Raw genomic sequence first — 21,508 nt, 5'->3', positions numbered from 1 at the left:
CCAAGATCGGCTGTCCATGACCGGCCAGCGCAGCTCAAAGGCGAGATGACTCCATCGCAGTTCCGGACGTCCCAAAAGGTCTCACCGCGGCCCGTGAGGCCTGCCCCTTGAGCATCGGCGACCGCCTCTTCGCGGGCCGGTGTTGCATGACCATGCATAACAGTGCATACTCTTGCTCATGTCCAAGGTGCTCTCCTCCCTCCCTGTCGGCGAACGCGTCGGGATTGCCTTCTCCGGCGGTCTCGACACCTCGGTAGCGGTCGCGTGGATGCGCGAGAAGGGTGCTGTGCCCTGCACCTACACCGCTGACCTCGGCCAGTACGACGAGCCCGACATCGCCTCGGTCCCCGGGCGCGCCACCGCGTACGGCGCGGAGGTCGCCCGGCTGGTCGACTGCCGGGCCGCCCTCGTGGAGGAGGGCCTGGCCGCGCTGGCCTGCGGCGCGTTCCACATCCGTTCAGGCGGCCGCGTCTACTTCAACACCACGCCCCTGGGCCGGGCCGTCACCGGCACCCTGCTCGTCCGCGCGATGCTCGAAGACAGCGTGCAGATCTGGGGGGACGGCTCCACCTTCAAGGGCAACGACATCGAGCGGTTCTACCGCTACGGCCTGCTCGCCAACCCCTCCCTGCGGGTCTACAAGCCGTGGCTGGACGCCGACTTCGTCACCGAGCTCGGCGGGCGCACGGAGATGTCCGAGTGGCTGCTCACCCGCGGCCTCCCGTACCGGGACAGCGCCGAGAAGGCCTACTCCACCGACGCGAACATCTGGGGCGCGACCCACGAGGCCAAGGCGCTGGAGCACCTCGACGCGGGCATCGAGACCGTCGAACCGATCATGGGCGTGCGGTTCTGGGACACCTCCATCGAGATCCCCGCCGAGGACGTCACGATCGCCTTCGAGCAGGGCCGCCCCGTGTCGATCAACGGCAAGGAGTTCCCCTCCCCCGTCGACCTGGTGCTGGAGGCCAACGCGATCGGCGGCCGGCACGGCATGGGCATGTCCGACCAGATCGAGAACCGCGTCATCGAGGCCAAGAGCCGCGGCATCTACGAGGCCCCGGGCATGGCGCTGCTACACGCCGCCTACGAACGGCTCGTCAACGCGATCCACAACGAGGACACCCTCGCCTCGTACCACAACGAGGGTCGCCGCCTCGGCCGCCTCATGTACGAGGGCCGCTGGCTGGACCCCCAGGCCCTCATGCTCCGCGAATCCCTCCAGCGCTGGATCGGTTCGGCCGTCACCGGCGAAGTGACCCTCCGCCTCCGGCGCGGCGAGGACTACTCCCTCCTCAACACCTCCGGGCCGGCGTTCAGCTACCACCCCGACAAGCTGTCCATGGAACGGACCGTGGATTCCGCCTTCGGCCCCGTCGACCGCATCGGCCAGCTCACCATGCGCAACCTCGACATCGCCGACTCCCGCGCCAAGCTGGAGCTGTACGCCCAGCACGGCATCGTCGGCAACCAGCAAATGATCGGCACAGCCCAGACCGCCCTCATCGGCGCAATGCCCGAAGGCGGCGCCGAAGCCATCGCCTCCCGCGGCGAGGTCCCCGCCGACGAACTCCTGGACAACGCCGCCATGGAATCCGGCACCGACTAACCCAAGGCCACCCGCTTACTCGGGACCATCCTCATTCGGAGAGCCGGCCAATTGAGGTCGGTCGCGAGAATTCCTCCGGCGGGGCGGATCCGGTCAGCTCGTCCGCGGTGCCGTGGCGTTCCGCCGGTCACACGCTGAGCGGCACCATGTGGATCTCATCGGCGCGATGACCCGCCCGCTCATGGATGCGCTGTACCGCGTCGGCGGACGGCGCTTCGGACAGGCAGTAGACCAGGCCCGATTCGGGGTCGGCCCACGCTTGCTCGAAGGTCACGCCCTCCTCTGACTGGATCGCCACATCGGCGTCGTGCGCCTGCTGGAGCTGCTCGGCGGTGATGTTCTGGAATCCGTGGTGTACGTCCATGAACTTCGCCATGGCGCATGCCTCCCCTCTGCGGTCACGCAGACCCGATCAGGTCCACGAGCATCCAGTCCACCACCCAACAAACCACCAAAAAGGGATCAGTACGCAATAAGCCGGGAAAACATCGAGGCAGGGCCACCGTCGGGACAGGGCTGCCTTCGCCCGCGGATTCCCGCCGAGCGCCATCTGATCCCCGCAGGACCACGCCTGTCATTTTGCCGCGTTGTTGCCCAAGTGGGCGGCATGAGTGGTGGCGTTGGAAGCGAGGGTGCGCAAGACTTCCTGCAGATCGGCGATCGCGCCGTCGTCGAGGCCTATGGCGTCGCTGATGGCCTTGGGGACGTCGCGGGTCTTCTCGCGCATGGCCCGGCCCTCGTCGGTGAGGAGAACCGTGACGGAACGTTCGTCGTCCGGGCGGCGCCGTCGTTCTACCAGGCCACGTGCTTCCAACCGCTTGAGCAGCGGCGACAGCGTGTTGTAGTCGAGCCGGAGTCCGTCCACCAGATCACGGACCGTGCGTTCACCGTGCCGCCACAGCATCAGCATCACCAGGTACTGCGGATAGGTCAGCCCGAGCGGGTCGAGAAGCACGCGGTACACGGACGTGACGCTGCGGGAGGCCGCGTACAGATCGAAGCAGAGCAGCTCCGACAGCGGTGACTCGGAATCCATGCGACCAGTGTAATCCAAACAACATCGCTAGCGACTAACTCGCACACGATTTAATCGTGTACTATCCATCTCAGAGCGGGAGACACCCGCCACGGAGCAGAGGGGCAGGACGATGCCGTACATCACCGTGGGCACCGAGAACACGACGCCGATCGAGCTCTACTACGAGGACCATGGCTCCGGCCGTCCCGTGGTGCTCATCCACGGCTATCCGCTGGACGGGCATTCCTGGGAGAAGCAGGTCCCGGCGCTCCTGGAGTCCGGACACCGGGTCATCACCTACGACCGGCGTGGTTTCGGCCAGTCCAGCCAGCCGACCAAGGGCTACGACTACGACACCTTCGCCGCGGACCTCGACATCCTGATGCGCACGCTCGACCTGCACGACGCCGTGCTGGTCGGATTCTCGATGGGCACCGGTGAGGTCGCCCGCTACATCTCCACCTACGGGACCAAACGGGTCGGGAAGGCCGCGTTCCTCGGCATGCTCCAGCCGTTCCTGCTCAAGACCGACGACAACCCCGGCGGGGTCGACCAGGGCGTGTTCGACGGCATCCTCACCGCCGTCAAGGCCGATCGGTACGCCTACTTCGACGCCTTCTACGCCGACTTCTACAACACCGACGAGAACCTCGGCACCCGACTCAGCGAGGCCGCGCTCCGTTCCAGCTGGAATGTCGCGGCCGGCGCGTCCGCCTACGCCTCGGTGGCCGCCGTCCCGACGTGGATCACCGATTTCCGTGCCGACAGCGCCGCCGTCGCAGCCTCGGGTGTCCCGACCCTGCTCCTGCACGGCACGGCCGACCGCATCCTGCCGATCGACGTCACCGCCCGCGCGTTCCGCAAGATCCACCCGAGTGCCACCTACGTCGAGATCGACGGAGCACCCCACGGCCTGCTGTGGACGCACGCCGAGGACGTGAACGAGGCGCTCCTGGCGTTCCTCAAGGCCTAAGCGGCCGCAAAGGGAGCCCAAGCCAATCCTGGGTTCCAGTGATCGTCGCAACAGCGGACCAAGCCGCAGGGCCGGAAGAAGACGTCTCTTGCACTCCACGAGGAGCCGTCACCTTCCGGCCCTTCGCGTCATTTGCGTGAAGCCGATGACAGGCCCTCACCGAACAAAAGATCGTTTCGGAGATGCGGCTTCTCGATCAACTTCGACCTAAGGTCAATCCTTAAACTTGTTAACATGCTGACTCTTATGAGGCAATCGCGGTCATTGGTTGTCGCTTCAACTTATGCCCGCACCGCTCTTTGACTGCGACATGCCCGAAGACCAGGGAATTCTGTGCGAGCTGAGATCAAGTAACGCGGGAGTGCGATGCTCAGGACAATGCACGTGCATCTGCATGCACCAAAAAAACTTGCAGCTGCATTGCCCTCCAGGGCATGATGACTGGGCAACAAGTTGATTAGTAATAGTTCTACATCCAGGGCCGTGGAGTCGCTGAGCAATGGAACCAGGACTACTGCTTGCCCGCCGTTATCGGCTGGTCAAGCGCCTTGGATACGGGGGCGCCGGGGAGATCTGGGAAGGCGTCGATCTTCGGCTCAAGCGACCTGTCGCGGTGAAGTTCCTGCACGAACATCACCACGCCAATCCCGTGGCGATGACACGATTCCGCCGCGAAGCGGAGATCACGGCGGCGCTCCAGCATCCCGGAGTCACCTCGGTTTTCGATATCGACGAATACGAGGGGCGCGTATTTCTGATCATGGAGCTCCTGCAAGGCTCCGATTTGAGTCAGTTGCTGGCCGAGCACCCACACGGGCTGCCCATCGAACAAGTGCTCGCACTGGCCGCACAGGTCAGCGATGCCCTGACCGCGGCTCACGCTGCCGGAATCGTGCACCGCGACATCAAGCCCGCGAACCTGTTTCTCCTCAAAGACGGCCGAGTGAAGATCTGTGACTTCGGTATGGCGCACCTTGCCAACGCCACCAGGATCACGCAGACCGACGGTTTCGTCGGAGGCACTCCGCTTTACATGGCCCCAGAACAGATCAACGGCCATCAGACCGATCACCGCACAGACCTCTACGCCTTCGGCTGCGTGCTGTACGCGCTGGTCACCGGCGTTCCGCCCTTTGACACGGACGCGTGTGCGGCTGCGGTCATGTATCAGCACCTCCAACAGAGCCCTCCCGCCCCGCAGACTTTGCGCGCCGATTGCCCCGTCTGGTTGAGCCGCCTGATCACCGAACTCATGGCCAAGGCTCCCGACGACCGCCCTGCCACCGCGTCCGCCGTCGCCTCGCGGCTTCACTCCGCAAACCAAGACCGGTACCAGCCTCGCCACCGCAGGCAATCGCCCTCCCCGTTCGCAACCCTCACGAGTGGCATCATCTGCGTGGCGTTCAGCCGGGACGGACGTACCTTGGCCAGCGGCGGCTTCGACGCGCAGGTCCGCCTATGGGATGTCCCCACCGGCCGCAACATCAGGACGCTCAACGGACACTCCAGCGCGGTCATCTTCCTGGCGTTCAGCCCCGATGGACGAACCCTGGTCAGCGCTGGAGCCGGCGACGACCACACCCTCCGCCTCTGGGACACCCAGACAGGCGAGAACATCAGGACACTCAGCGGCTACAGCAACGAGATCACCTGTGCTGCGATCAGCCGAGACGGCCGGACCATCGCCACAGGTGGATACGACGCCCAGGTCCATATGTCCGACGTCCGCACCGGCCGCAGCACCCTGACGTTCAGCGGACACACCGGCCCGATCACCTGCGTGGCGTTCAGCCGAGACGGACACACCGTGGTCAGTGCCGGAGCCGGCGACGACCACACCCTCCGCCTCTGGGACACCCAGACAGGACGGAACATCACAACGCTCCGCGGCCACACCAGCCCGGTCACCTGCGTGGCGATCAGCCCAGACGGAAACACCGTCGCCGCAAGCGGGAGCGACGATCGCGCCATCCGGCTCTGGTACCTCGACGAACGCCGGCCCACGGCCGTCCTGACGGGCCACACGGGTGAAATCCTCCACCTGGAATTCAGCCCCGACGGACGTCTCCTGGCCAGCAGCAGCCGCGACACCACCGTGCGACTCTGGCCTCTTCACTCCCAGCACCCTGGACAGATCTTCACCGGCCACACCCACACCGCCTACGCAGTAGCCTTCAGCGTCGATGGACGCACCCTCGCCAGCGGCGGACGCGACGGCGCCCTCTGGCTGTGGCAAGTCGACCCCGCGTGATTTCAGCCAACCTTCGGGATAGCTCGGTCGAGCGGAGCCGTCAGAACATCGTGTTGTCATTGGCGGAGGTCTCCGGCACGTCCTGCACGGCGTCCCAGTGCTCGACGATCTTTCCGTCCCTGACCCGGAAGAGGTCGATGACCGCCTGGCCGCGCTCGCCCGGTGTGTTGACGTAGTGGCTGTGGACGGCCACCAGATCGCCCTCGGCGATGATCCGCTTCGGTGCCACGCTCAGCTGCGGGAACTGCTGGAAGTACGCGCTCGCTCCGGCCTTCACGCCTGCCACGCCGTCGGGGAAGTTCGGGTTGTGCTGGTGGTACTCGGGGCCCACGTACGTGTCGATGGCGGCCAGGTCCTTGCGGACCAGGAGCTGGTCGACGAACGCGGTGACCAGCTTCTTGTTGTACGCGGTGAACCACCGCTGCTCGGGCGCCTCGGTCTGCGGCCGGCTGAGGGTGGAGAACATGTCGTTGCCGTTGGCCGTGGTCGCCGGCACCTCCTGGAGGACGTCCCAGTGCTCGGCGATCTTCCCGTCCTGGAAGCGGAAGATGTCGAAGACCGCCATTCCGGGGGTGCCAGGGGTCAGGACGCCACTGGAGTGCAGGAGCACCAGGTCGCCCTCGGACAGGGCCCGCCGGACCTCGAACGTGGAGTCCGGAAACTGCTCTCGCATGGAGGAGCCGAAGGCCTTCATGGCCTCGGGGCCGTCAGGGGCGAGTGGGTTGTGCTGAATGTAGTCCGGCCGTACGTGGCGGTCGATGACGGTCGTGTCGCCCCCATCGAACACGGTCTTGAGGGTTTGGGCGGCGATCTGCGTCTTCACCGTCCCGTCCACGGTCAGCACGATCTTGCCGGTGGTGCGGCCGGTCTCGCCGAGGGCGTGGGCCTTGGCAGCCTCGGCGAGCGGGAAGACGGCCTCGATGTGGGCGCGCAGGGCGCCGGTTTCGACGAGGTCGGCGATGGCTTGCATGCCGGCGCGGTCGGCCTCGACCAAGAGGATCTCGAAGCGGATGCCCCGCTCGGCAATGTCAGCCAGCTCGTCGGGGTCGATGGGTACCGGAAGGATCGAGACGAGGGTGCCGCCCGGGCGCAGCACGGCGAGGGAGCGGGCGCGTGCGGCGGTGTCCAACGAGATCGAGTCCAGGACCACGTCGATGTCCTCGAGGGCCTCGGTGAAGTCGACCGTGCGGTAATCGATGGCCTCGTCCGCTCCCAGGGAACGCAGGAAGTCGTGCTTGGCGGCGCTGGCGGTGCCGATGACGTACGCGCCGCGGGACTTGGCGATCTGGACGGCGAGATGGCCGACTCCGCCGGCCGCCGCGTGGATGAGGACCCGCTGGCCGGGCTGGACATCGGCGGTGTCGACGAGTGCCTGGTAGGCGGTCAGGGCGGCGAGCGGCAGGGCACCGGCCTGGACGTGGTCAATGCCGGCGGGCTTGTGTGTGAAGGAGCGGGCGGGGGCGGTCACGTACTCGGCGTGGGCGCCGACCCCCTCGGGGTAGGGCAGCATGCCGAAGACCTCGTCACCCGGCTTGAACAGGGTGACGCCGGTGCCGACGGCCTCGACGACTCCGGAGACGTCCCAGCCCAGGACGAGTGGCATGCGGTCGATGGTCATGGACAGGGCGCGGTTCCACCAGTCGGTCGGGTTGACGCCGGCCGCGCGGACGGCGACCAAGATCTCGTTCAGGCCCGGCACGGGCCTGGGAAGTTCCATCTCCTTGAGTACCTCAGGGGAACCGTGGGTGTTCTGGCCGATGGCGCGCATGGTGGCGATATTGGAGTTCGTCATACGTCCAGCGTCGCTGCCTGCCACTCCCAGGCACCATGGCAGGAATGCCAACTTTCAACGGGATCACGCCACGGCGTACGTCGTCGATTCGGTGTCGGCCACACCCAGGCTCGCCGCGTTCGGCGACTGCCGGTCTACGTCACCGGGCGATGCCTTTTCATAGCGTGATGCAGGACCTGCGACCTTCTCGTGGACCTGGTGGCAGTGTGCCTGACCTCCGAGCCCGACCGGTCGACCCCCGGCCTGCCTAGCGACGTCCTGACCTTCAGTCTCACGACGTCGTCAGAACATGGTGTTGTCGTTGGCAGAGGTCTCCGGCACCTCCTGCACAGCGTCCCAGTGCTCGACGATCCTTCCGCCCCGCACCCGGAAGAGGTCCACGACGGCCTGGCCACGCGTGCCCGGTGTGGCGACATAGTTGCTGTGAACGGCCACCAGGTCACCCTCGGCGATGATCCGCTTTGGGGTGATCCTCAGCTGCGGGAACTGTGTGAAGTAGGCGCCCAGCCCGGCCTTCACACCTGCCACGCCGTCGGGGATGTTCGGGTTGTGCTGGTGGTACTCGGGGCCCACGTACGCGTCGATGGCGGACATGTCCTTCTTCGCCAGGAGCCGGTCGACGAAGGCGGTGACCAGCTTCTTGTTGTACGCGGTGAGCCACGCGGGACCCGGCGCCTCGGTCCGCGGCCGACTGACCGTGGAGAACATGTCGTTGCCGTTGGCCGTGGTCGCCGGCACCGCCTGCAGCACATCCCAGTGCTCGGCGATCTTCCCGCCCTGGAAACGGAAGATGTCGAACGCGGCAACCCCGCGGGTGCCAGGGGTCAGGACGATGTTGGAGTGCACGAGCACCAGGTCGCCCTCGGAGGTGACCCGCTTGATGCCGTACGCGAGGTCCGGGTACTGCTGGCGCTGTACGGCACCGAAGTACTTGAGGGCGTCAGAGCCGTCGGGGGCCAGCGGGTTGTGCTGGATGTAGTCCGGCCGTACGAAACGGTCGACGACAGATGCGTCGCCCCGCTCGAAGACACCCTTGAGAACCTGGACGGCGACCGCCTTCTGGTAGCCGAGCCGGGCGCTCTCGCCGTTTCCGGCCCTGAGGATGTCCGCCGCTCGATCGTGGCCGGGAGCTTTGGGAGGTGCGGCGGACGCAACGGCGGGCACGGCGGCGGCACCGGTGAGAGCGACGGCCATGAGTGCGGCAGCGAGGGTACGGCGGCGGGCGGATGCGGTGGTCACAAGGCTCTCTTCTCCGGACTCGGGAGGATCGTAGACGCGTTGATCGGTGGACCGCCTGATGGCGGTGTTCGTCATGTGTCGAGCCTGGATGCCACCGCCGCACGCTACAATGGCACGAATGCCAACTTTCGACGGGATCATGCCATGGCATCCATTCACCGCGTCGTCGTTCTGGCCATCGACGGTGTGTACCCCTTCGAACTGGGCATTCCCAGCCGGGTCTTCGAGGCCGCAGACGGCCTCTACGAGGTTCTGACCTGCAGCGTCGACGGCCGCCCGGTACGCACCCACTCCGACTTCTCGATCACCGTCGAGCACGGCCCGGAGGCGCTGAGCACCGCCGACACCGTCGTCATACCGCCCTTCATCCCCACCGCCGTGACCCGGGAAGTGCCGCAAGCCGTGGTCCAGGCACTCGCGTCCGTGGCTCCAGGCGCCCGCCTTGTATCAATCTGCACCGGCGCCTTCGTCCTCGCCGCAGCCGGTCTCCTCGACGACCGGCCGGCCACCACCCACTGGGCGATCGCGGACCTCTTCCGCGCATGGTTCCCGCAGGTCGCACTCGATCCGGACGTTCTGTTCATCGACGACGGGGACATACTGACCTCAGCAGGCGCCGCCTCTGGCATCGACGTCTGCCTGCACCTCATCCGCAAGGACCACGGCAGCGAAGTCGCCAACCAGGTGGCCCGCATGTGCGTCGTCCCTCCATGGCGCGACGGAGGGCAGGCGCAGTACATCCAGCACCCGGTCCCCGAAGCCACCGCCACCGGAACGGCCACCGCCCGCCAGTGGGCCCTGGAGAACCTCCACGAGCCGATGGCCCTGGCCGACCTCGCCGAGCACTCCCACATGAGCCTGCGCACCTTCGCCCGCCGCTTCACCGAAGAGGTGGGCATGAGCCCGGGACGCTGGCTCATCCAGCAGCGAGTCGACCGGGCACGACACCTCCTGGAGACCACCGATCTGCCGGTGGACGAGATCGCCGGCCAAGTCGGCTTCGCCGGCGGCACATCGCTACGGGAACACCTGCATGCCGCCATCGGCGTCTCCCCGCTCGCCTACCGGCGCACCTTCCGTGGTGCCCTGTCCCCCACGCACTGAGCGCCACCGCACCCACCGCTCCTGCGAACGCGGTGATGAACGGGCGCACCGCCACGGTTCACATGTTCTTGGCTCCTCACATGTTCTTGGCTCCTCACATGTTCTTGGCTCCCGACTTGATGGCTTCGCGGATCCGGGAGTACGTGCCGCATCGGCAGATGTTGCGCAGCTCGTCCAGATCGGCGTCGCCGATTTCGTGGCCGGCGGCCCTGGCCTGGCGGACCTTTGCCACGGCGGCCATGATCTGACCGGGCTGGCAGTAGCCGCACTGGGAGACGTCGTGGGCCAGCCACGCCTCCTGCATGGGGTGCAGGTCCTTGCCGACGGTCGCGGGCAGGCCCTCGATCGTGGTGATCTCGTCGGTCGCCTTGATCTTTGACACCGGGACCGAGCAGGGGTTGAAGGCCTTGCCGTTGATATGGCAGGTGCAGGCCTGGCAGACGCCGATGCCGCAGCCGTATTTGGGGCCGGTGACGTCGAGCAGGTCGCGCAGCACCCAGAGCAGCCGCACGTCGTCCTCGGCCTCCACGGTGACTCGCCTGCCATTGAGCTTGAAGGTGTGCTGGGGCAACGGGGGCTCCTCAGTACGCGCGGTCGAGTCCGCCGGTGGGGGACTGCGGGGTGGAAGGCTGGGCCGGGAACGGTTCGAAGGCGAGCTTGCCGTGGTTGATCGGGAACCGGGTCGGCATCGTCCCGGTGGCGCGGGCGTAGGCGCAGGCGACGGCGGCGAAGGCGGGGGCGACACCGAGTTCACCGGCGCCTCCCGGGGTGCCCCCGGTGTTGGGCATGACGATGACGCGCATGTCGAGTGGGGTGTTCCACTGGCGCGTGTAGAAGTAGTTGTCCCAGCTTGCTTCGAGGGGCAGGCCGTCCTTGATGTGGAGGCTGGAGGTCAGTGCCAGCGCGATGGCGTCGTTCATGCAGCCGATCATCTGCGCTTCCAGACCGCGCGGATTGATGGCGAAGCCCACGTCCACCACCATCAGCGCCTTCGTGACGCGCGGGCCGGTCACGGCGTTGCGGACCTTCCGGTTCACCGTCTCGGGACGGCAGTCGATCTCGACCAGCGACGCGACCGCCCCGCGGTACTCGCTGGCCAGGCCGATGCCCTGGGCAACGCCCTCGGGCAGGGATCTGCCCCAGTTTCCCGCTTCGGCCGCCCTGTCCAGGACGGCCCGCAGGCGTTCGTCGTCGAGGAACTTGCGGCGGAACTCCACCGGGTCCTTGCCCATCTCGGCGGCGAGCCGGTCGACGATGAGCTCCCGCGCGCACACCACGTTCGGGGAGTAGATGTTGCGCATGCTGCCGGTGTTGAACTTCAGCGGGATCTCGTTGAGCAGCTGGGTGGTGGCCCCGAAGCCGTAGGGCGACGACTGGGACAGCTGGAAGATCGTCTGGGCGATGGTCAGGTTGCCGGCCACGGGCAGCTTGGCCGCCGTCGAGGTGATCACCTCCCCGAAACCGTGCCCGAAGTCGGTCTCTACGCTGGTGTGCCGCTGTTCGTAGCTGAGGACGTTGCCGAGCCGGTGCGCCACGCGGACCCGCGAGATGCACATCGGATGGGTGCGGCCCTGCCGGGAGCTGTCAGCCCGGGACCACGCGAGCTTGACCGGCTTGCCCATCTTCTGGGAGATCTCGGCCGCTTCGGCGGCCACGTTGTGGAAGAGGTGCCGGCCGAAGGAGCCGCCGCCCTGCCGTACGTGCACCTTGACGGCGTTCTGTGGCAGCCCGAGGCGCTTGGCGATGTCCCGCTGGGCGACGATCGGCACCTTGAGGCTCGCCCAGATCTCGGCGCGGTCCTTCCGGACGTCGGCGATGGCGCTGTCGGGTTCCAGCGGGCTGTTGCTGGCGAAGGCGAAGACGAACTCGGCGTCGATCGTCTTGCCCAGGAGGGACGGCACGGCCATGGGCAGCGCGGCCTTCCTCAGCTTGGCCAGGACGGTGGCGTCGGACTCGCCGTCCACTGTGCCCGGACCCCAGGTCACCTCCAGCGCCCGGAGTGCGTCGATGCACTGGCCGAACGTGTCGCCGCGCACCGCCACACCGTGCTCGATGACCGCCACGTCGGTGATGCCAGGCATCGTCCGGACCGCCGCGGCGTTGCGCACCGCCACCACCGTTCCGTTGATCGTCGGTGGCCTGCGCACCATCGTCGGCTTGGCGCCCGGCACCTGAAGGTCCATCCCGAACGCCTTGCGGCCGGTCACGATGGCGTGCGCGTCGACGCGGTTGCGCGGCGTACCGAGGACCGTGAACTCCGAACGCGGTTTCAGACTGGCCGACATCCTCGTGGTCCGCTTGGCGGCTGCCGCCTTGGCGAGTGAACCGTAGGTGGCCTGCCTTCCGCTGGCGTGCCTGATCAGGCCGTTCTCGGTGGTCAGCTCGGCGGCGGGCAGCCGCCAGAGCTTGGCGGCGGTGGTGACCAGCCGCCGCCGGGCGATCGCCGCCGCGACGCGTACCGGGACGTACATGCTGCGCATCGAGTTCGACCCGCCGGTGAGCTGGTTCATCATGAGCTCGGGGCGGGCGTCGGCCAGGGTGACCCGGACCTTGTCCATCGGCAGGTCCATCTCTTCGGCGATCATCATCGTGACCGCTGTGGTGATGCCCTGGCCCACCTCGGCTCGAGGCAGCGCGAACGACGCGGTGCCGTCCGGGTTCACCCGGACGGAGATCAGTCCCGAGGTCGGCGCGGCAGCGAGGTTCTGCGCGTCGCCGAGGTCGAACAGCTCCGCGGGCTGCGGCGGAGACGGCACCGTGGCCTTGGCGTCCCGTCCATCGGCCATCTCCCAGGCCGACTGCACGACCACCGCCAGCGTCGGCGCCGCGATCAGATACCCCAGGAAGCGGCGGCGGTCGGGACCGCCGGGATCGGAGCCGGAACTTCCGGGATCGGTGTCAGGGCTGCCGGGATCGGTGTCGGAACTTCCGGGCTGATCGTCCGGATCCAGCATGGGGCCGTTCGGTTCCGCCATCGGTGTCCTCCTCCTCGGGGGTGCTGGTTGGGAGGCCCGGGCGACCATGCCACGGGAGGCACAGTGCGTCAGGGAATCCGCTGCCGGCGCCGCGAAGGGAGCGGATGGGGGCACCGGCAGCTAACGCAGAGCGTGCCATACGCTACACAGAGCAGCCATATCCGCCGTATCCACTCTTGCCCCGGTTTGCTTGTGCATGGCGCACAGTCACACGGTGGTCACATGAGTGGTTCGGGAAGGGGCAGGCGCGATGCGCGCAGCGCCAGCGACGCCTCCAGGCGCGCGGCGGAATCGGTGAAGTCGTGCCCCGTGATCGCATGAATGCGGCGCAGCCGGTTGAGAACGGTGTTGCGATGGCAATGCTCCAGCTCGGCGGTGTTCTTGATGGAGCCGCCCGTGGTCACCCAGGTGTCAAGTGTGCTCAGCAACAGCCTCCGTTCGGCGGCCGGCACCGTGATCAACGGTCCGAGCCAGAGCCGGACCAGCTGTTCGGCCAGCTCCGGTGAGCCGAGCAGGATCGCCTCCGGCAGCCTGTCCTCCAGCGCGGCCACCTCGACCGTCTCCGTGGCGATCGTGCGCCGCGCGACCAGTGCCTGCCGGTACGCCACCTCGACTTCGGCGAGCCCGGCCACGACCAGGGACAGCCCGGCGGGCGCCACCAAGGTCTCACGCAGCCCCCGCAGCGCCACTTCCGGCGCGGCCCTGCCCAGGACGAGCAGGCCCACCAGCCCGTCGGCGCTGATCTGCCACGCCGAGTGGATCTCGTCGGCGGCCAGCCGCCGTTCGATCCGCCGGCTGATCCGCTCGTTCTCGGAACGGGCGTCGGCCACGACCACGGCGTACCGGCCCGCGACCGGTACGCCGATGATCCGGGCGGCCTCGTGGGCGAACCCCGGGTGCCTGGCCCGGCCGTCCAGTAGTCCGTCCCACAACGTGGCCCTATGGCGGTCGTCGGCACGCAGCAGCTCGCGTTCGGTGGCGTGATAGGCCGCTGCCACCTGCGCCGACGTCGCGTCCACGACCTCCCAGACGCGGGTCGCCGCCTCCAGCAGGCCTTCGGAGTCGCCCATGCCGTCCTCCCGCGCCTGATCGATCAGCGCTTCCCACAGCAGCCGCCCGCCAAGGCGGAACGAGCGCAACACCGTGTCCAGCGGCACGCGCTGCTCCGCGCGCCGCCTCCCGGTCGCCCGCGCCGCGTCGTAGTACTCGGCCTGGCCTGGGCCGTCCGGATCCCGGTCGGGACTGGAGATCAGCTCCAGCACGCGGGCGATGTTGTCACGACAGGAGCGCCGTAGATCGTCCGTAGAAACGACACCGACCGCCTGGTAGCCGGGGTTCCCCTCCTGGATCGACCGCACCAGGGCGTCGGCGAGCGCCGGCACACGCCGCGCCAGATGCGCGGCCAGCGACTCCGCGGTCTGAGTGTGACCCACGCGGGCACGATCGTTCATGGGGTCGCACCTCGGCCAGATTCATCGCCACCACCATCGCCGGCTCGGGAACCGCCACCACGTGCGGAATGTCGCAGGTCTCCAGCCACAGCCGGAACTGGTGTCCTACCCGTAGGCCTCATCTGCGGTCACCCACCCAAACGGGACATCGTGCCAGCACCGTACGTTCAATCACCTGCCGCCGCTCGCCGGACACCCCGGACGCCCCGTGAGCATGCAGCGGGCAGCCTCGTGGACCCGCTGGTGATCACGCCAGGATGCGGGCCAGGTCGACGATGTCGTCCGCGATGAGGTCGACGTCGGCGGGCGGCGCGGCCGGGGCGGCGTCCGGCCCCCACTCCAGCGGGCGCGGAACGTAAGCGGTGCGCAGGCCGGTCTTGGCCGCCGCCGCGAGATCGTCGGGGTGGCAGGCCACCATGAGGAGCCGTCGCGGTTCGACCTGGAGGAGCTCGGCGGCCATGAGGTAGACACGCGGGTCGGGCTTGTACGATCCGGCGAGCTCGGCCGACAGGACGCAGTCGAACCGAAGCCCCGCCTGCTTGGTGAGCCGGGCGAGCAACCCGACCCCGCCGTTGGACAACGTCGCGGTGATCACCTTGGAACCGTGGAGAAGCTCCAGGCCGTGCGGAGCGTCAGGCCAGGCGCGCAGGCGGTGCCAGGCCCGCACAAGGCCGTCCCGGTCGGTCTCGCCGAGCGCGTCGAGGCCGAATTCCGCGAGCACCTCGTCCAGCATGCTCCTGTGCAATTCGTCCAGGGGCCGGTACGGCGTTTCACCGGAGAGGACGCTGATGAGCGCGGGCCGGTAGGCGCGACGCCATGCGTCAGCCACAGCGGGCCAGTCGGCCTGCAGGCCGGCCCGGCCACCAGCGGCTGCCAACTCACCGGTCACGCTCGACCGCCAGTCCGTCATCGTCCCGAAAACATCGAACACCGCGGCCTCAATGCCCAGCGACATGCCCATTCCTCACTACGCCTCGTTTGCGTGGCCGCCTCGGAGATGCCCACTCCCCCGGCGGGTCAAAGCCTTCAAGGAAGGCGAGGATTCCAGCTCGGCGACGAGATAGTCCAGGTCGTCCTGGCTCAGCCAGCCCGGCAGCTCAGCCTGGGAATGGAGTAGGCGGGCAGGTCGGGCGGGCTCGCTGCGCGGCGGCCTCTCTTGCGTTCGCGAGTCATGTCCGCTTAATATTACGGCCATAATCTAATGGGCTCGGGAGCCGGACAGAGCGCGGATGGCGCGCTTGCCACGACGCACCCGAGCGCCACCTCCCCCTCGAAGGGACTTGATCCGTATGTCTGAGCAGACTTTGCCCACCAGCGCACGCGCATGGCACCTGGACACCCGTCCGGAGGGCTGGCCGGTGGCGTCCGACTTCTCCCTGCGTGAGGTGGATCTCCCCACGCCTGGCCCTGGGCAGCTCCTGGTCGCCAACGAGTACCTCTCGGTCGATCCCTACATGCGTGGCCGGATGAGCGACAAGAAGTCCTATATCGAGCCGTACGAGGTGGACGCGCCGATGGACGGCCCCGCGGTCGGCCGCGTCCTGGCATCCAACGCCGAGGGCTTCGCGCCCGGCGACCATGTGGTGCACGTCCTCGGCTGGCGCGACTACGCGGTCATCGACGCGGTGACCGCCCAGAAGGTGGACCCGAATCTGGCGCCGCTCACCGCCTACCTGGGCGTACTCGGCGTCACCGGCCTCACCGCGTACATCGGGCTTGAGCGGTTCGCGAAAATCAAGGAGGGCGACACGGTCTTCGTCTCCGGCGCGGCGGGCGCGGTCGGCAGCCAGGTCGGTCAGATCGCCAAGCTGAAGGGCGCCGGGCGGGTGATCGGCAGCGCGGGCTCGGACGAGAAGGTCAAGCTGCTGGTCGAGGAGTACGGCTACGACGCGGCGTTCAACTACAAGAACGGGCCGGTCGCCGAGCAGCTGGCCCAGGCGGCACCGGACGGCATCGACGTCTTCTTCGACAACGTCGGGGGCGAGCACCTGGAGGCGGCGATCGGCGCCCTCAAGCTGCACGCACGGATCGTCCTGTGCGGGATGGTCTCCCAGTACAACGACGAGAAGGTCGTGGGGCCGCGCAACCTGTGGAACCTGCTGGTGACGCGCTCGGACATCCTGGCGTTCATGTTCAGTGAAGAGCTGGACCTCCAGCCGGACTTCATCCGCGAAGTCGGCGGCTGGCTCGCCGAGGGCAAGCTCCACTACCGCGAAACCGTGAGGGACGGCCTCGACGACACCCTGGGCGCCTTCCTCGCATTGATGCGGGGCGAGAACGTCGGAAAGATGATCGTCAAACTCTGACTCTGCCTGCAGCGGGCTGCACTTGCGATCACCGAGTCACCCCGCTTAATATTACGATCATAATTTAATGACTCCGCGCCCTCACTGACGCGCTTTTCCTACCTCTCCAGGAGCCATCATGGATCTCTCCACCAGCACAGTCCTTGTCACCGGAGCCAACCGGGGCTTCGGCCGTGCCCTCGCCGCCGAACTGCTCAGCCGCGGCGCCACCGTCTACGCCGGCGCCCGCAACCCCGACCAGGTCGATCTGCCCGGCGTCAAGCCGATCGCGCTCGACATCACCGACCCCGCCTCCGTCGCGGCCGCTGCCGAGGCCACCGGCGATGTGACGGTTCTGATCAACAACGCGGGGTCATCCACCGGCGCCGACCTGCTCGCAGCCGGCCTGGACGACATCCGCCTGGAGATGGACACCCACTACTTCGGCACCCTGTCGGTGGTCCGCGCGTTCGCACCCCAGATCGCGGCCAACGGCGGGGGAACGATCCTGAACATCCTGTCCGGCCTGTCCTGGGTCAGCTTCCCGGAATTCGGTGCCTACAGCGCCGCCAAGTCCGCGGAGTGGTCGCTCACCAACGCCCTTCGCCTCCAGCTCGCCGACCAGGGCATCCGGGTGTCCGGCCTGCACGTCGGCTACATGGACACCGACATGGTCAGGACCGTCGACGCCGCCAAGTCCGACCCGGCCGACATCGCCCGGATCGCCGTCGACGGCATCGCCGCCGACGCCTACGAGATCCTCGCCGACGACGCCTCCCGCCAGGCACAGGCCGCGCTGGCCGGGGGCGTCTCAGTGCTCTACCCGCAGCTGCCCTGAGAGTCAGCCGGCCAGGCATCCACGCCAAGCCCGTGAATGCCATTGCTCGGTATCACCCGCCGCGCCGCCGCGCCGCGTCGGCGCGGCGTGGTGCGGTGCGGCTTCCACATCCATTCACCAATCGCCGAGCACGTCTGGCCAAGGGAACGTCATGAAACAGGACCGCAAGCAACCGGCTCGGCGCGGCAGCGCCGTCTGGGCCGTGATCATCACCAGCGTGGCCGGATTCATCACCGCGCTCGACAACCTGATCGTCACCACCGCCCTGCCCTCGATCCGTGAAGACCTCGGTGGCGGCCTTGAAGACCTCGAGTGGACGGTGAGCGCCTACACCCTCACCTTCGCGGTCCTGCTCATGTTCGGCGCTTCCCTCGGTGACCGCTTCGGCCGCCGAAGGTTGTTCGTCATCGGGCTCGCGATCTTCACCGCCGCCTCGGCTGCGGCCGCGCTCGCCCCCGGGATGGGTGAGCTGATCGCCGCCCGTGCGGCGCAGGGCGTCGGGGCCGCGATCGTGACGCCGCTGACGCTCACCCTGCTGTCGGCGGCGGTCCCCGCCGAACGGCGTGGCGTGGCGTTCGGCATCTGGGGCGCGGCCAGCGGCGTCGCCGTCGCCACCGGACCGCTCATCGGCGGCACGCTCACCGAATATCTGTCCTGGCAGTGGATCTTCTGGGTGAACGTACCGCTCGGCCTGGTGCTGATTCCGCTGGCCCTGCTGCGGCTGGGCGAGTCCCACGGCCAGAATCCGAGCCTTGACCTTGCCGGCACCACCCTCGTCAGCGGCGGCCTGTTCGGCATCATCTACGCCCTGGTGCGCGGCAACGCCGACGGCTGGACCAGCACGACGGTTCTGGGCGGTTTCTTCGCGGGTACGGCCTTGCTCGTCGGCTTCGTCCTCTACGAACTGCGCGCCAAGCACCCGATGTTGCCGATGCGCCTGTTCCGCAACCGATCCTTCAGCGCCATCAACGCGGCCAGCCTGCTGATGTTCCTGGGAATGTTCGGGGCGATCTTCCTGCTCAGCCAGTACCTGCAGACCGTCGGCGGCTACTCACCCATGGAAGCCGGCGTGCGGATGCTGCCCTGGACCGCCATGCCCATGATCGCCGGGCCCCTGGCCGGGGCACTGTCCGACCGCATCGGCGGCGGCCCCGTCGTCACGGTGGGCATGGCCCTGAACGCGGCAGGCCTCGGGCTCTGGGCGCTGGCCGTCGAGCCGCAGGTGTCGTACACCGCCCTGCTGCCGGCGCTGATCGTCTGCGGAATCGGCATGGGGATGTTCTTCGCCCCCAGCGCGAACCTCGTCATGAGCACCGTCCGCCCGGAGGAGCAAGGCATCGCCTCGGGCGCCAACAACGCGATCCGCGAGGTCGGCGGCGCCATCGGTGTCGCGTCGCTGGCGGCGGTCTTCTCCGCCCAGGGCGGCTATGGGTCCGCCTCGCAGTTCGTGGACGGGCTGGTCCCGGCGCTCTGGACCGGGGCCGGCGCCGTCGCCCTGGCGGCGGCCCTGGCGCTCCTGATGCCCCGACGACGCAAGGCCGATGGGGGCCCGGCCGCCGACCTTGCCGCAGGGGGTGCGACCAGTGCCCCGGTCACGATCTGAGGCCGCGCCGAGTCGCCGAAGCGAGACGAGCCTTACCAGACGTCGCGTCCTGACCAGCACATTCGACTCCTGACCAGCACATTCGACCTGATTGCACACGAGCAGTGGCGTGGCACCGACCTGTGAAGGAGCATCACCATGGGAGCAAGTCCAGAAGCACAGCAGTTCGCGCAGTTTCTTGAGAGCGTGAGCGCGAAGGCGGCGACACCGGGCCTCGACCTGGCCATCGTCCGCGCCATCGTCGAGACGAACCATCGAGCGTCGACCGAACCTGAAGGCGTCACCTACGCCGAAGTGGACGCGAACGGCGTCCCCGCCCTCTGGTGCATCCCTGAGGGCGCCGACCCCGACCGGGCGCTGCTCCACTTCCACTTCGGCGGATCGGTCACCGCCTCGATGCACTCGGACCGCAAGGCCGCCGGCCACATCGCGAAGGCGGCCGGCGCCCGCTCCCTCGTCGTGGACTTCCGCCTGGCGCCCGAACACCCCTACCCGGCGCAGCTCGACGACGCCGAGACCGCCTACAGGTGGCTGCTCTCGCAGGGCTATGAGCCGCGGAACATCGGCAGCACGGGCCACTCCATCGGCGGCACCCTCGCGGTGATGCTGCCACTGCGTCTGCTCGCGAAGGGCGAGGCGACCCCGGGCGCGATCGTCAGCGTCTCGCCGTGGACCGACCTCACCGTGCAGAACGCGTCGGTGGACGAGAATGAGAAAACGGACAAAATGCTCAGCCGGGGCACGCTCGAGCTCTTCCGAGGAGCCTGGCTGCAGGACCCCGCAGTGGACTTCGCCGACCCCCAGATCAGCCTCGTGAACGCCGATCTGACCGGACTGCCGCCCACGATCGTCCACTACGGCGAGTACGAGACCCTCGCCGACGACGGCGCCCAGCTCGGCCAGCGGCTCGCGGACTTCAAGGTCACCCACGAGGTCCACCCGATGCCCGAAGGACAACATTCGTTCATCCTGGGCGCGGGGCGCGTGCCCGAGGTGGACCAGGCGATCCGGCAGATGGGTGTGTGGCTCCGCCGCCATCTCGGCGCATGAACGGAGGAAACGGCTCGTAGGCCAGTCCGCCGGCACCACCGCGATACCGGTGACCGGCGGCTGGCCTCACGAGGATGTCTTCAGCGCCGGCACCGAGGGTCACTCTTGCGAGGGAGGCACCGGGAACAGCATGCAGGTACTGGTGGCGTGGGCGAGCAGACGGTCCGTCTCGTCGACCAACTGCGCCTGGGCGAGGGCGGTTTGACGGCCCCTGCTGACCACCGTGCCGATGGCGCGCACCGTGCCCGTGTCCACGGTGATCCGCCGCAGGAACTTCACCGTCAGGTCGAGTGAGGTGTAGGCCATGCCTTGCGGGAGGGTGGATTGGACGGCGCAACCCGCTGCCGAGTCGAGCAGGGTGGCGAAGATGCCGCCGTGCACAGTGCCGATCGGGTTGTAGTGCTCCTCACCCGGCGTCAGGGAGAAGACCGCCCTACCCGGCTCCACCTCATCCAGGGTGAAGTCGACAGTGTGGTTGATGGGCGGCCCCGGCAGGTGTCCCGCATGCACCTCGCGCAGGAAGTCGATGCCGGCCATGCGTCCGGCGGCTTCCGCCAGGATCGCGGGATCTTCCCAGTTGTACGTACGTGTCCGCCCCACGGCGCAGCACCCTCCCACAGCAGTTGCCTGCCGATCATAATATTACATTCGTTAGATCATAGACTAGACTTGGGGCGAGGCAATGGTCATAGGGAGCGATTGGAGGACTTGTGGCTCGCTACACCAAGGAGCACAAGCAGGTGACGCGGCAACGGATCATCGAGAAGGCCGGCCATCGGTTCAAGCAGGACGGCATAGACGGCTCAGGCGTCTCGACGCTGATGTCGGATGCCGGGCTCACCAACGGAGCCTTCTACGCCCACTTCGCGTCCAAGGACGACCTCGTCGCCAATGTCGTGGCCAACGAACTGCGCACGCAGATCACGAGCTACGCCACCCTGTATCCTGGCCGCCAGGGGGTCGAGGACTTCATTCGCGACTACCTGTCACCTGAGCACCGGGACCACCCCAGCGCCGGATGCCCCTCCGCCGCGCTGCTCGACGAGATCGGCCGCTGCGGGGACGCGACCAAACAGGCCTACACCGAGGGCGCGCAGATCATCGTGCAAGAGATCGCCGTCCGCCTGGCACCTGAGGATCCGCAGTCCGCTCGCGGTAAGGCCATCGGGCTTTACACCATGCTGGTGGGGACGTTGCAGCTGTCCCGCGCCCTCTCCGACCGGAAGTTCTCCGACGAGGTCCTTGAGCAGGGAATTGAGAACGCCCTCACATTCATGCGCTAAGGGGATGGCCGATCGGCGGCCTGGCAGCCCTCGGTTC

The 21,508-nt window shown here is 67.7% G+C and carries 17 protein-coding genes and 2 pseudogenes; 9 read left to right on the top strand and 10 right to left on the bottom strand.

Annotation, left to right across the window (positions count from 1 at the left end; all coding sequences use genetic code 11):
- The first annotated feature begins 178 nt into the window (after positions 1-178).
- On the top strand, positions 179-1,609 hold the full coding sequence (gene argG, locus ACH34W_RS38190) for an argininosuccinate synthase (RefSeq protein ID WP_395966049.1): 1,431 nt from the start codon (positions 179-181) through the stop codon (positions 1,607-1,609).
- A gap of 127 nt (positions 1,610-1,736) precedes the next feature.
- On the opposite strand, the gene ACH34W_RS38185 is transcribed toward argG, so the two are convergent.
- Both ACH34W_RS38185 and ACH34W_RS38180 read right to left on the bottom strand, forming a co-directional pair.
- A complete protein-coding gene (locus ACH34W_RS38185; RefSeq protein ID WP_395966048.1) occupies positions 1,737-1,985 on the bottom strand; it encodes an SCO4226 family nickel-binding protein in 249 nt (82 codons plus the stop codon).
- A gap of 198 nt (positions 1,986-2,183) precedes the next feature.
- Positions 2,184-2,645: a MarR family winged helix-turn-helix transcriptional regulator gene (locus ACH34W_RS38180; protein ID WP_395966047.1), complete on the bottom strand. Its 462-nt coding sequence runs from the start codon at positions 2,643-2,645 to the stop codon at positions 2,184-2,186.
- A 112-nt stretch (positions 2,646-2,757) separates the two neighbouring features.
- On the opposite strand from ACH34W_RS38180, the gene ACH34W_RS38175 reads away from it, so the two are divergent.
- Positions 2,758-3,600, top strand: coding sequence for an alpha/beta fold hydrolase (locus ACH34W_RS38175; RefSeq protein ID WP_395966046.1), 843 nt, complete (start codon positions 2,758-2,760; stop codon positions 3,598-3,600).
- A gap of 499 nt (positions 3,601-4,099) precedes the next feature.
- The gene (locus tag ACH34W_RS38170; RefSeq protein ID WP_395966045.1) at positions 4,100-5,851 is read left to right on the top strand and encodes a WD40 repeat domain-containing serine/threonine protein kinase; all 1,752 of its coding nucleotides are present in this window, start codon (positions 4,100-4,102) and stop codon (positions 5,849-5,851) included.
- A 40-nt stretch (positions 5,852-5,891) separates the two neighbouring features.
- On the opposite strand, the pseudogene ACH34W_RS38165 reads toward ACH34W_RS38170, so the two are convergent.
- From ACH34W_RS38165 to ACH34W_RS38155, 3 genes and pseudogenes are all read right to left on the bottom strand, one after another.
- Positions 5,892-6,647 (bottom strand): annotated as a pseudogene (locus tag ACH34W_RS38165) (nuclear transport factor 2 family protein); the annotation flags it as partial.
- A gap of 36 nt (positions 6,648-6,683) precedes the next feature.
- Positions 6,684-7,619, bottom strand: a pseudogene (locus ACH34W_RS38160) (NADP-dependent oxidoreductase); the annotation flags it as partial.
- 306 nt (positions 7,620-7,925) lie between these two features.
- Complete coding sequence (locus tag ACH34W_RS38155; RefSeq protein WP_395966044.1) at positions 7,926-8,957, bottom strand: nuclear transport factor 2 family protein; 1,032 nt, start codon at positions 8,955-8,957, stop codon at positions 7,926-7,928.
- Positions 8,958-9,026: 69 nt separating this feature from the next.
- Between ACH34W_RS38155 and ACH34W_RS38150 the strand changes: the two genes are divergently transcribed.
- The gene (locus tag ACH34W_RS38150) at positions 9,027-9,986 is read left to right on the top strand and encodes a GlxA family transcriptional regulator (RefSeq protein ID WP_395966043.1); all 960 of its coding nucleotides are present in this window, start codon (positions 9,027-9,029) and stop codon (positions 9,984-9,986) included.
- Between the two features lie 94 nt (positions 9,987-10,080).
- On the opposite strand, the gene ACH34W_RS38145 is transcribed toward ACH34W_RS38150, so the two are convergent.
- The 4 genes from ACH34W_RS38145 to ACH34W_RS38130 all read right to left on the bottom strand — a co-directional run bounded on the left by ACH34W_RS38145 (position 10,081) and on the right by ACH34W_RS38130 (position 15,367).
- The gene (locus tag ACH34W_RS38145) at positions 10,081-10,557 is read right to left on the bottom strand and encodes a (2Fe-2S)-binding protein (protein ID WP_395966042.1); all 477 of its coding nucleotides are present in this window, start codon (positions 10,555-10,557) and stop codon (positions 10,081-10,083) included.
- 10 nt (positions 10,558-10,567) lie between these two features.
- Entirely contained in the window at positions 10,568-12,961 is a 2,394-nt protein-coding gene (locus tag ACH34W_RS38140) for a molybdopterin cofactor-binding domain-containing protein (protein WP_395966041.1), read from the bottom strand.
- A 218-nt stretch (positions 12,962-13,179) separates the two neighbouring features.
- Entirely contained in the window at positions 13,180-14,412 is a 1,233-nt protein-coding gene (locus ACH34W_RS38135) for a PucR family transcriptional regulator (protein WP_395966040.1), read from the bottom strand.
- Between the two features lie 247 nt (positions 14,413-14,659).
- The gene (locus ACH34W_RS38130; protein ID WP_395966039.1) at positions 14,660-15,367 is read right to left on the bottom strand and encodes a haloacid dehalogenase type II; all 708 of its coding nucleotides are present in this window, start codon (positions 15,365-15,367) and stop codon (positions 14,660-14,662) included.
- A gap of 334 nt (positions 15,368-15,701) precedes the next feature.
- Here ACH34W_RS38130 and ACH34W_RS38125 point away from each other — a divergent pair, with 334 nt between their 5' ends.
- The 4 genes from ACH34W_RS38125 to ACH34W_RS38110 all read left to right on the top strand — a co-directional run bounded on the left by ACH34W_RS38125 (position 15,702) and on the right by ACH34W_RS38110 (position 20,188).
- Positions 15,702-16,718 (top strand): NADP-dependent oxidoreductase, encoded by a 1,017-nt coding sequence (locus ACH34W_RS38125; RefSeq protein WP_395966038.1) that lies wholly within the window; start codon positions 15,702-15,704, stop codon positions 16,716-16,718.
- Between the two features lie 118 nt (positions 16,719-16,836).
- Positions 16,837-17,535, top strand: a complete 699-nt coding sequence (locus tag ACH34W_RS38120; protein WP_395966037.1) for an SDR family oxidoreductase — start codon at positions 16,837-16,839, stop codon at positions 17,533-17,535.
- Positions 17,536-17,686: 151 nt separating this feature from the next.
- A complete protein-coding gene (locus tag ACH34W_RS38115; RefSeq protein WP_395966036.1) occupies positions 17,687-19,138 on the top strand; it encodes a DHA2 family efflux MFS transporter permease subunit in 1,452 nt (483 codons plus the stop codon).
- Positions 19,139-19,276: 138 nt separating this feature from the next.
- Entirely contained in the window at positions 19,277-20,188 is a 912-nt protein-coding gene (locus ACH34W_RS38110) for an alpha/beta hydrolase (protein ID WP_395966035.1), read from the top strand.
- Positions 20,189-20,287: 99 nt separating this feature from the next.
- Here the strand turns inward: ACH34W_RS38110 and ACH34W_RS38105 are convergent, their stop codons facing one another.
- Positions 20,288-20,788, bottom strand: coding sequence for a PaaI family thioesterase (locus tag ACH34W_RS38105; RefSeq protein WP_395966034.1), 501 nt, complete (start codon positions 20,786-20,788; stop codon positions 20,288-20,290).
- A gap of 110 nt (positions 20,789-20,898) precedes the next feature.
- On the opposite strand from ACH34W_RS38105, the gene ACH34W_RS38100 reads away from it, so the two are divergent.
- Complete coding sequence (locus ACH34W_RS38100) at positions 20,899-21,471, top strand: TetR/AcrR family transcriptional regulator (RefSeq protein WP_395966033.1); 573 nt, start codon at positions 20,899-20,901, stop codon at positions 21,469-21,471.
- Positions 21,472-21,508: the final 37 nt, after the last annotated feature.

Origin of the sequence: Actinomadura sp. 6N118 (genome assembly GCF_044326415.1) — a bacterium.
Lineage (GTDB): Bacteria > Actinomycetota > Actinomycetes > Streptosporangiales > Streptosporangiaceae > Spirillospora.
This window is presented reverse-complemented; position numbering and strand designations above follow the sequence as displayed.

What these genes read in the sequence shown, in the direction of transcription:
- argG (WP_395966049.1), top strand. Translation starts at nt 179, where the DNA reads ATGTCCAAGGTGCTCTCCTCCCTCCCTGTCGGCGAACGCGTCGGGATT.
- ACH34W_RS38185 (WP_395966048.1), bottom strand. Translation starts at nt 1,985, where the DNA reads ATGGCGAAGTTCATGGACGTACACCACGGATTCCAGAACATCACCGCC.
- ACH34W_RS38180 (WP_395966047.1), bottom strand. Translation starts at nt 2,645, where the DNA reads ATGGATTCCGAGTCACCGCTGTCGGAGCTGCTCTGCTTCGATCTGTAC.
- ACH34W_RS38175 (WP_395966046.1), top strand. Translation starts at nt 2,758, where the DNA reads ATGCCGTACATCACCGTGGGCACCGAGAACACGACGCCGATCGAGCTC.
- ACH34W_RS38170 (WP_395966045.1), top strand. Translation starts at nt 4,100, where the DNA reads ATGGAACCAGGACTACTGCTTGCCCGCCGTTATCGGCTGGTCAAGCGC.
- ACH34W_RS38155 (WP_395966044.1), bottom strand. Translation starts at nt 8,957, where the DNA reads ATGACGAACACCGCCATCAGGCGGTCCACCGATCAACGCGTCTACGAT.
- ACH34W_RS38150 (WP_395966043.1), top strand. Translation starts at nt 9,027, where the DNA reads ATGGCATCCATTCACCGCGTCGTCGTTCTGGCCATCGACGGTGTGTAC.
- ACH34W_RS38140 (WP_395966041.1), bottom strand. Translation starts at nt 12,961, where the DNA reads ATGGCGGAACCGAACGGCCCCATGCTGGATCCGGACGATCAGCCCGGA.
- ACH34W_RS38135 (WP_395966040.1), bottom strand. Translation starts at nt 14,412, where the DNA reads ATGAACGATCGTGCCCGCGTGGGTCACACTCAGACCGCGGAGTCGCTG.
- ACH34W_RS38130 (WP_395966039.1), bottom strand. Translation starts at nt 15,367, where the DNA reads ATGTCGCTGGGCATTGAGGCCGCGGTGTTCGATGTTTTCGGGACGATG.
- ACH34W_RS38125 (WP_395966038.1), top strand. Translation starts at nt 15,702, where the DNA reads ATGTCTGAGCAGACTTTGCCCACCAGCGCACGCGCATGGCACCTGGAC.
- ACH34W_RS38120 (WP_395966037.1), top strand. Translation starts at nt 16,837, where the DNA reads ATGGATCTCTCCACCAGCACAGTCCTTGTCACCGGAGCCAACCGGGGC.
- ACH34W_RS38115 (WP_395966036.1), top strand. Translation starts at nt 17,687, where the DNA reads ATGAAACAGGACCGCAAGCAACCGGCTCGGCGCGGCAGCGCCGTCTGG.
- ACH34W_RS38110 (WP_395966035.1), top strand. Translation starts at nt 19,277, where the DNA reads ATGGGAGCAAGTCCAGAAGCACAGCAGTTCGCGCAGTTTCTTGAGAGC.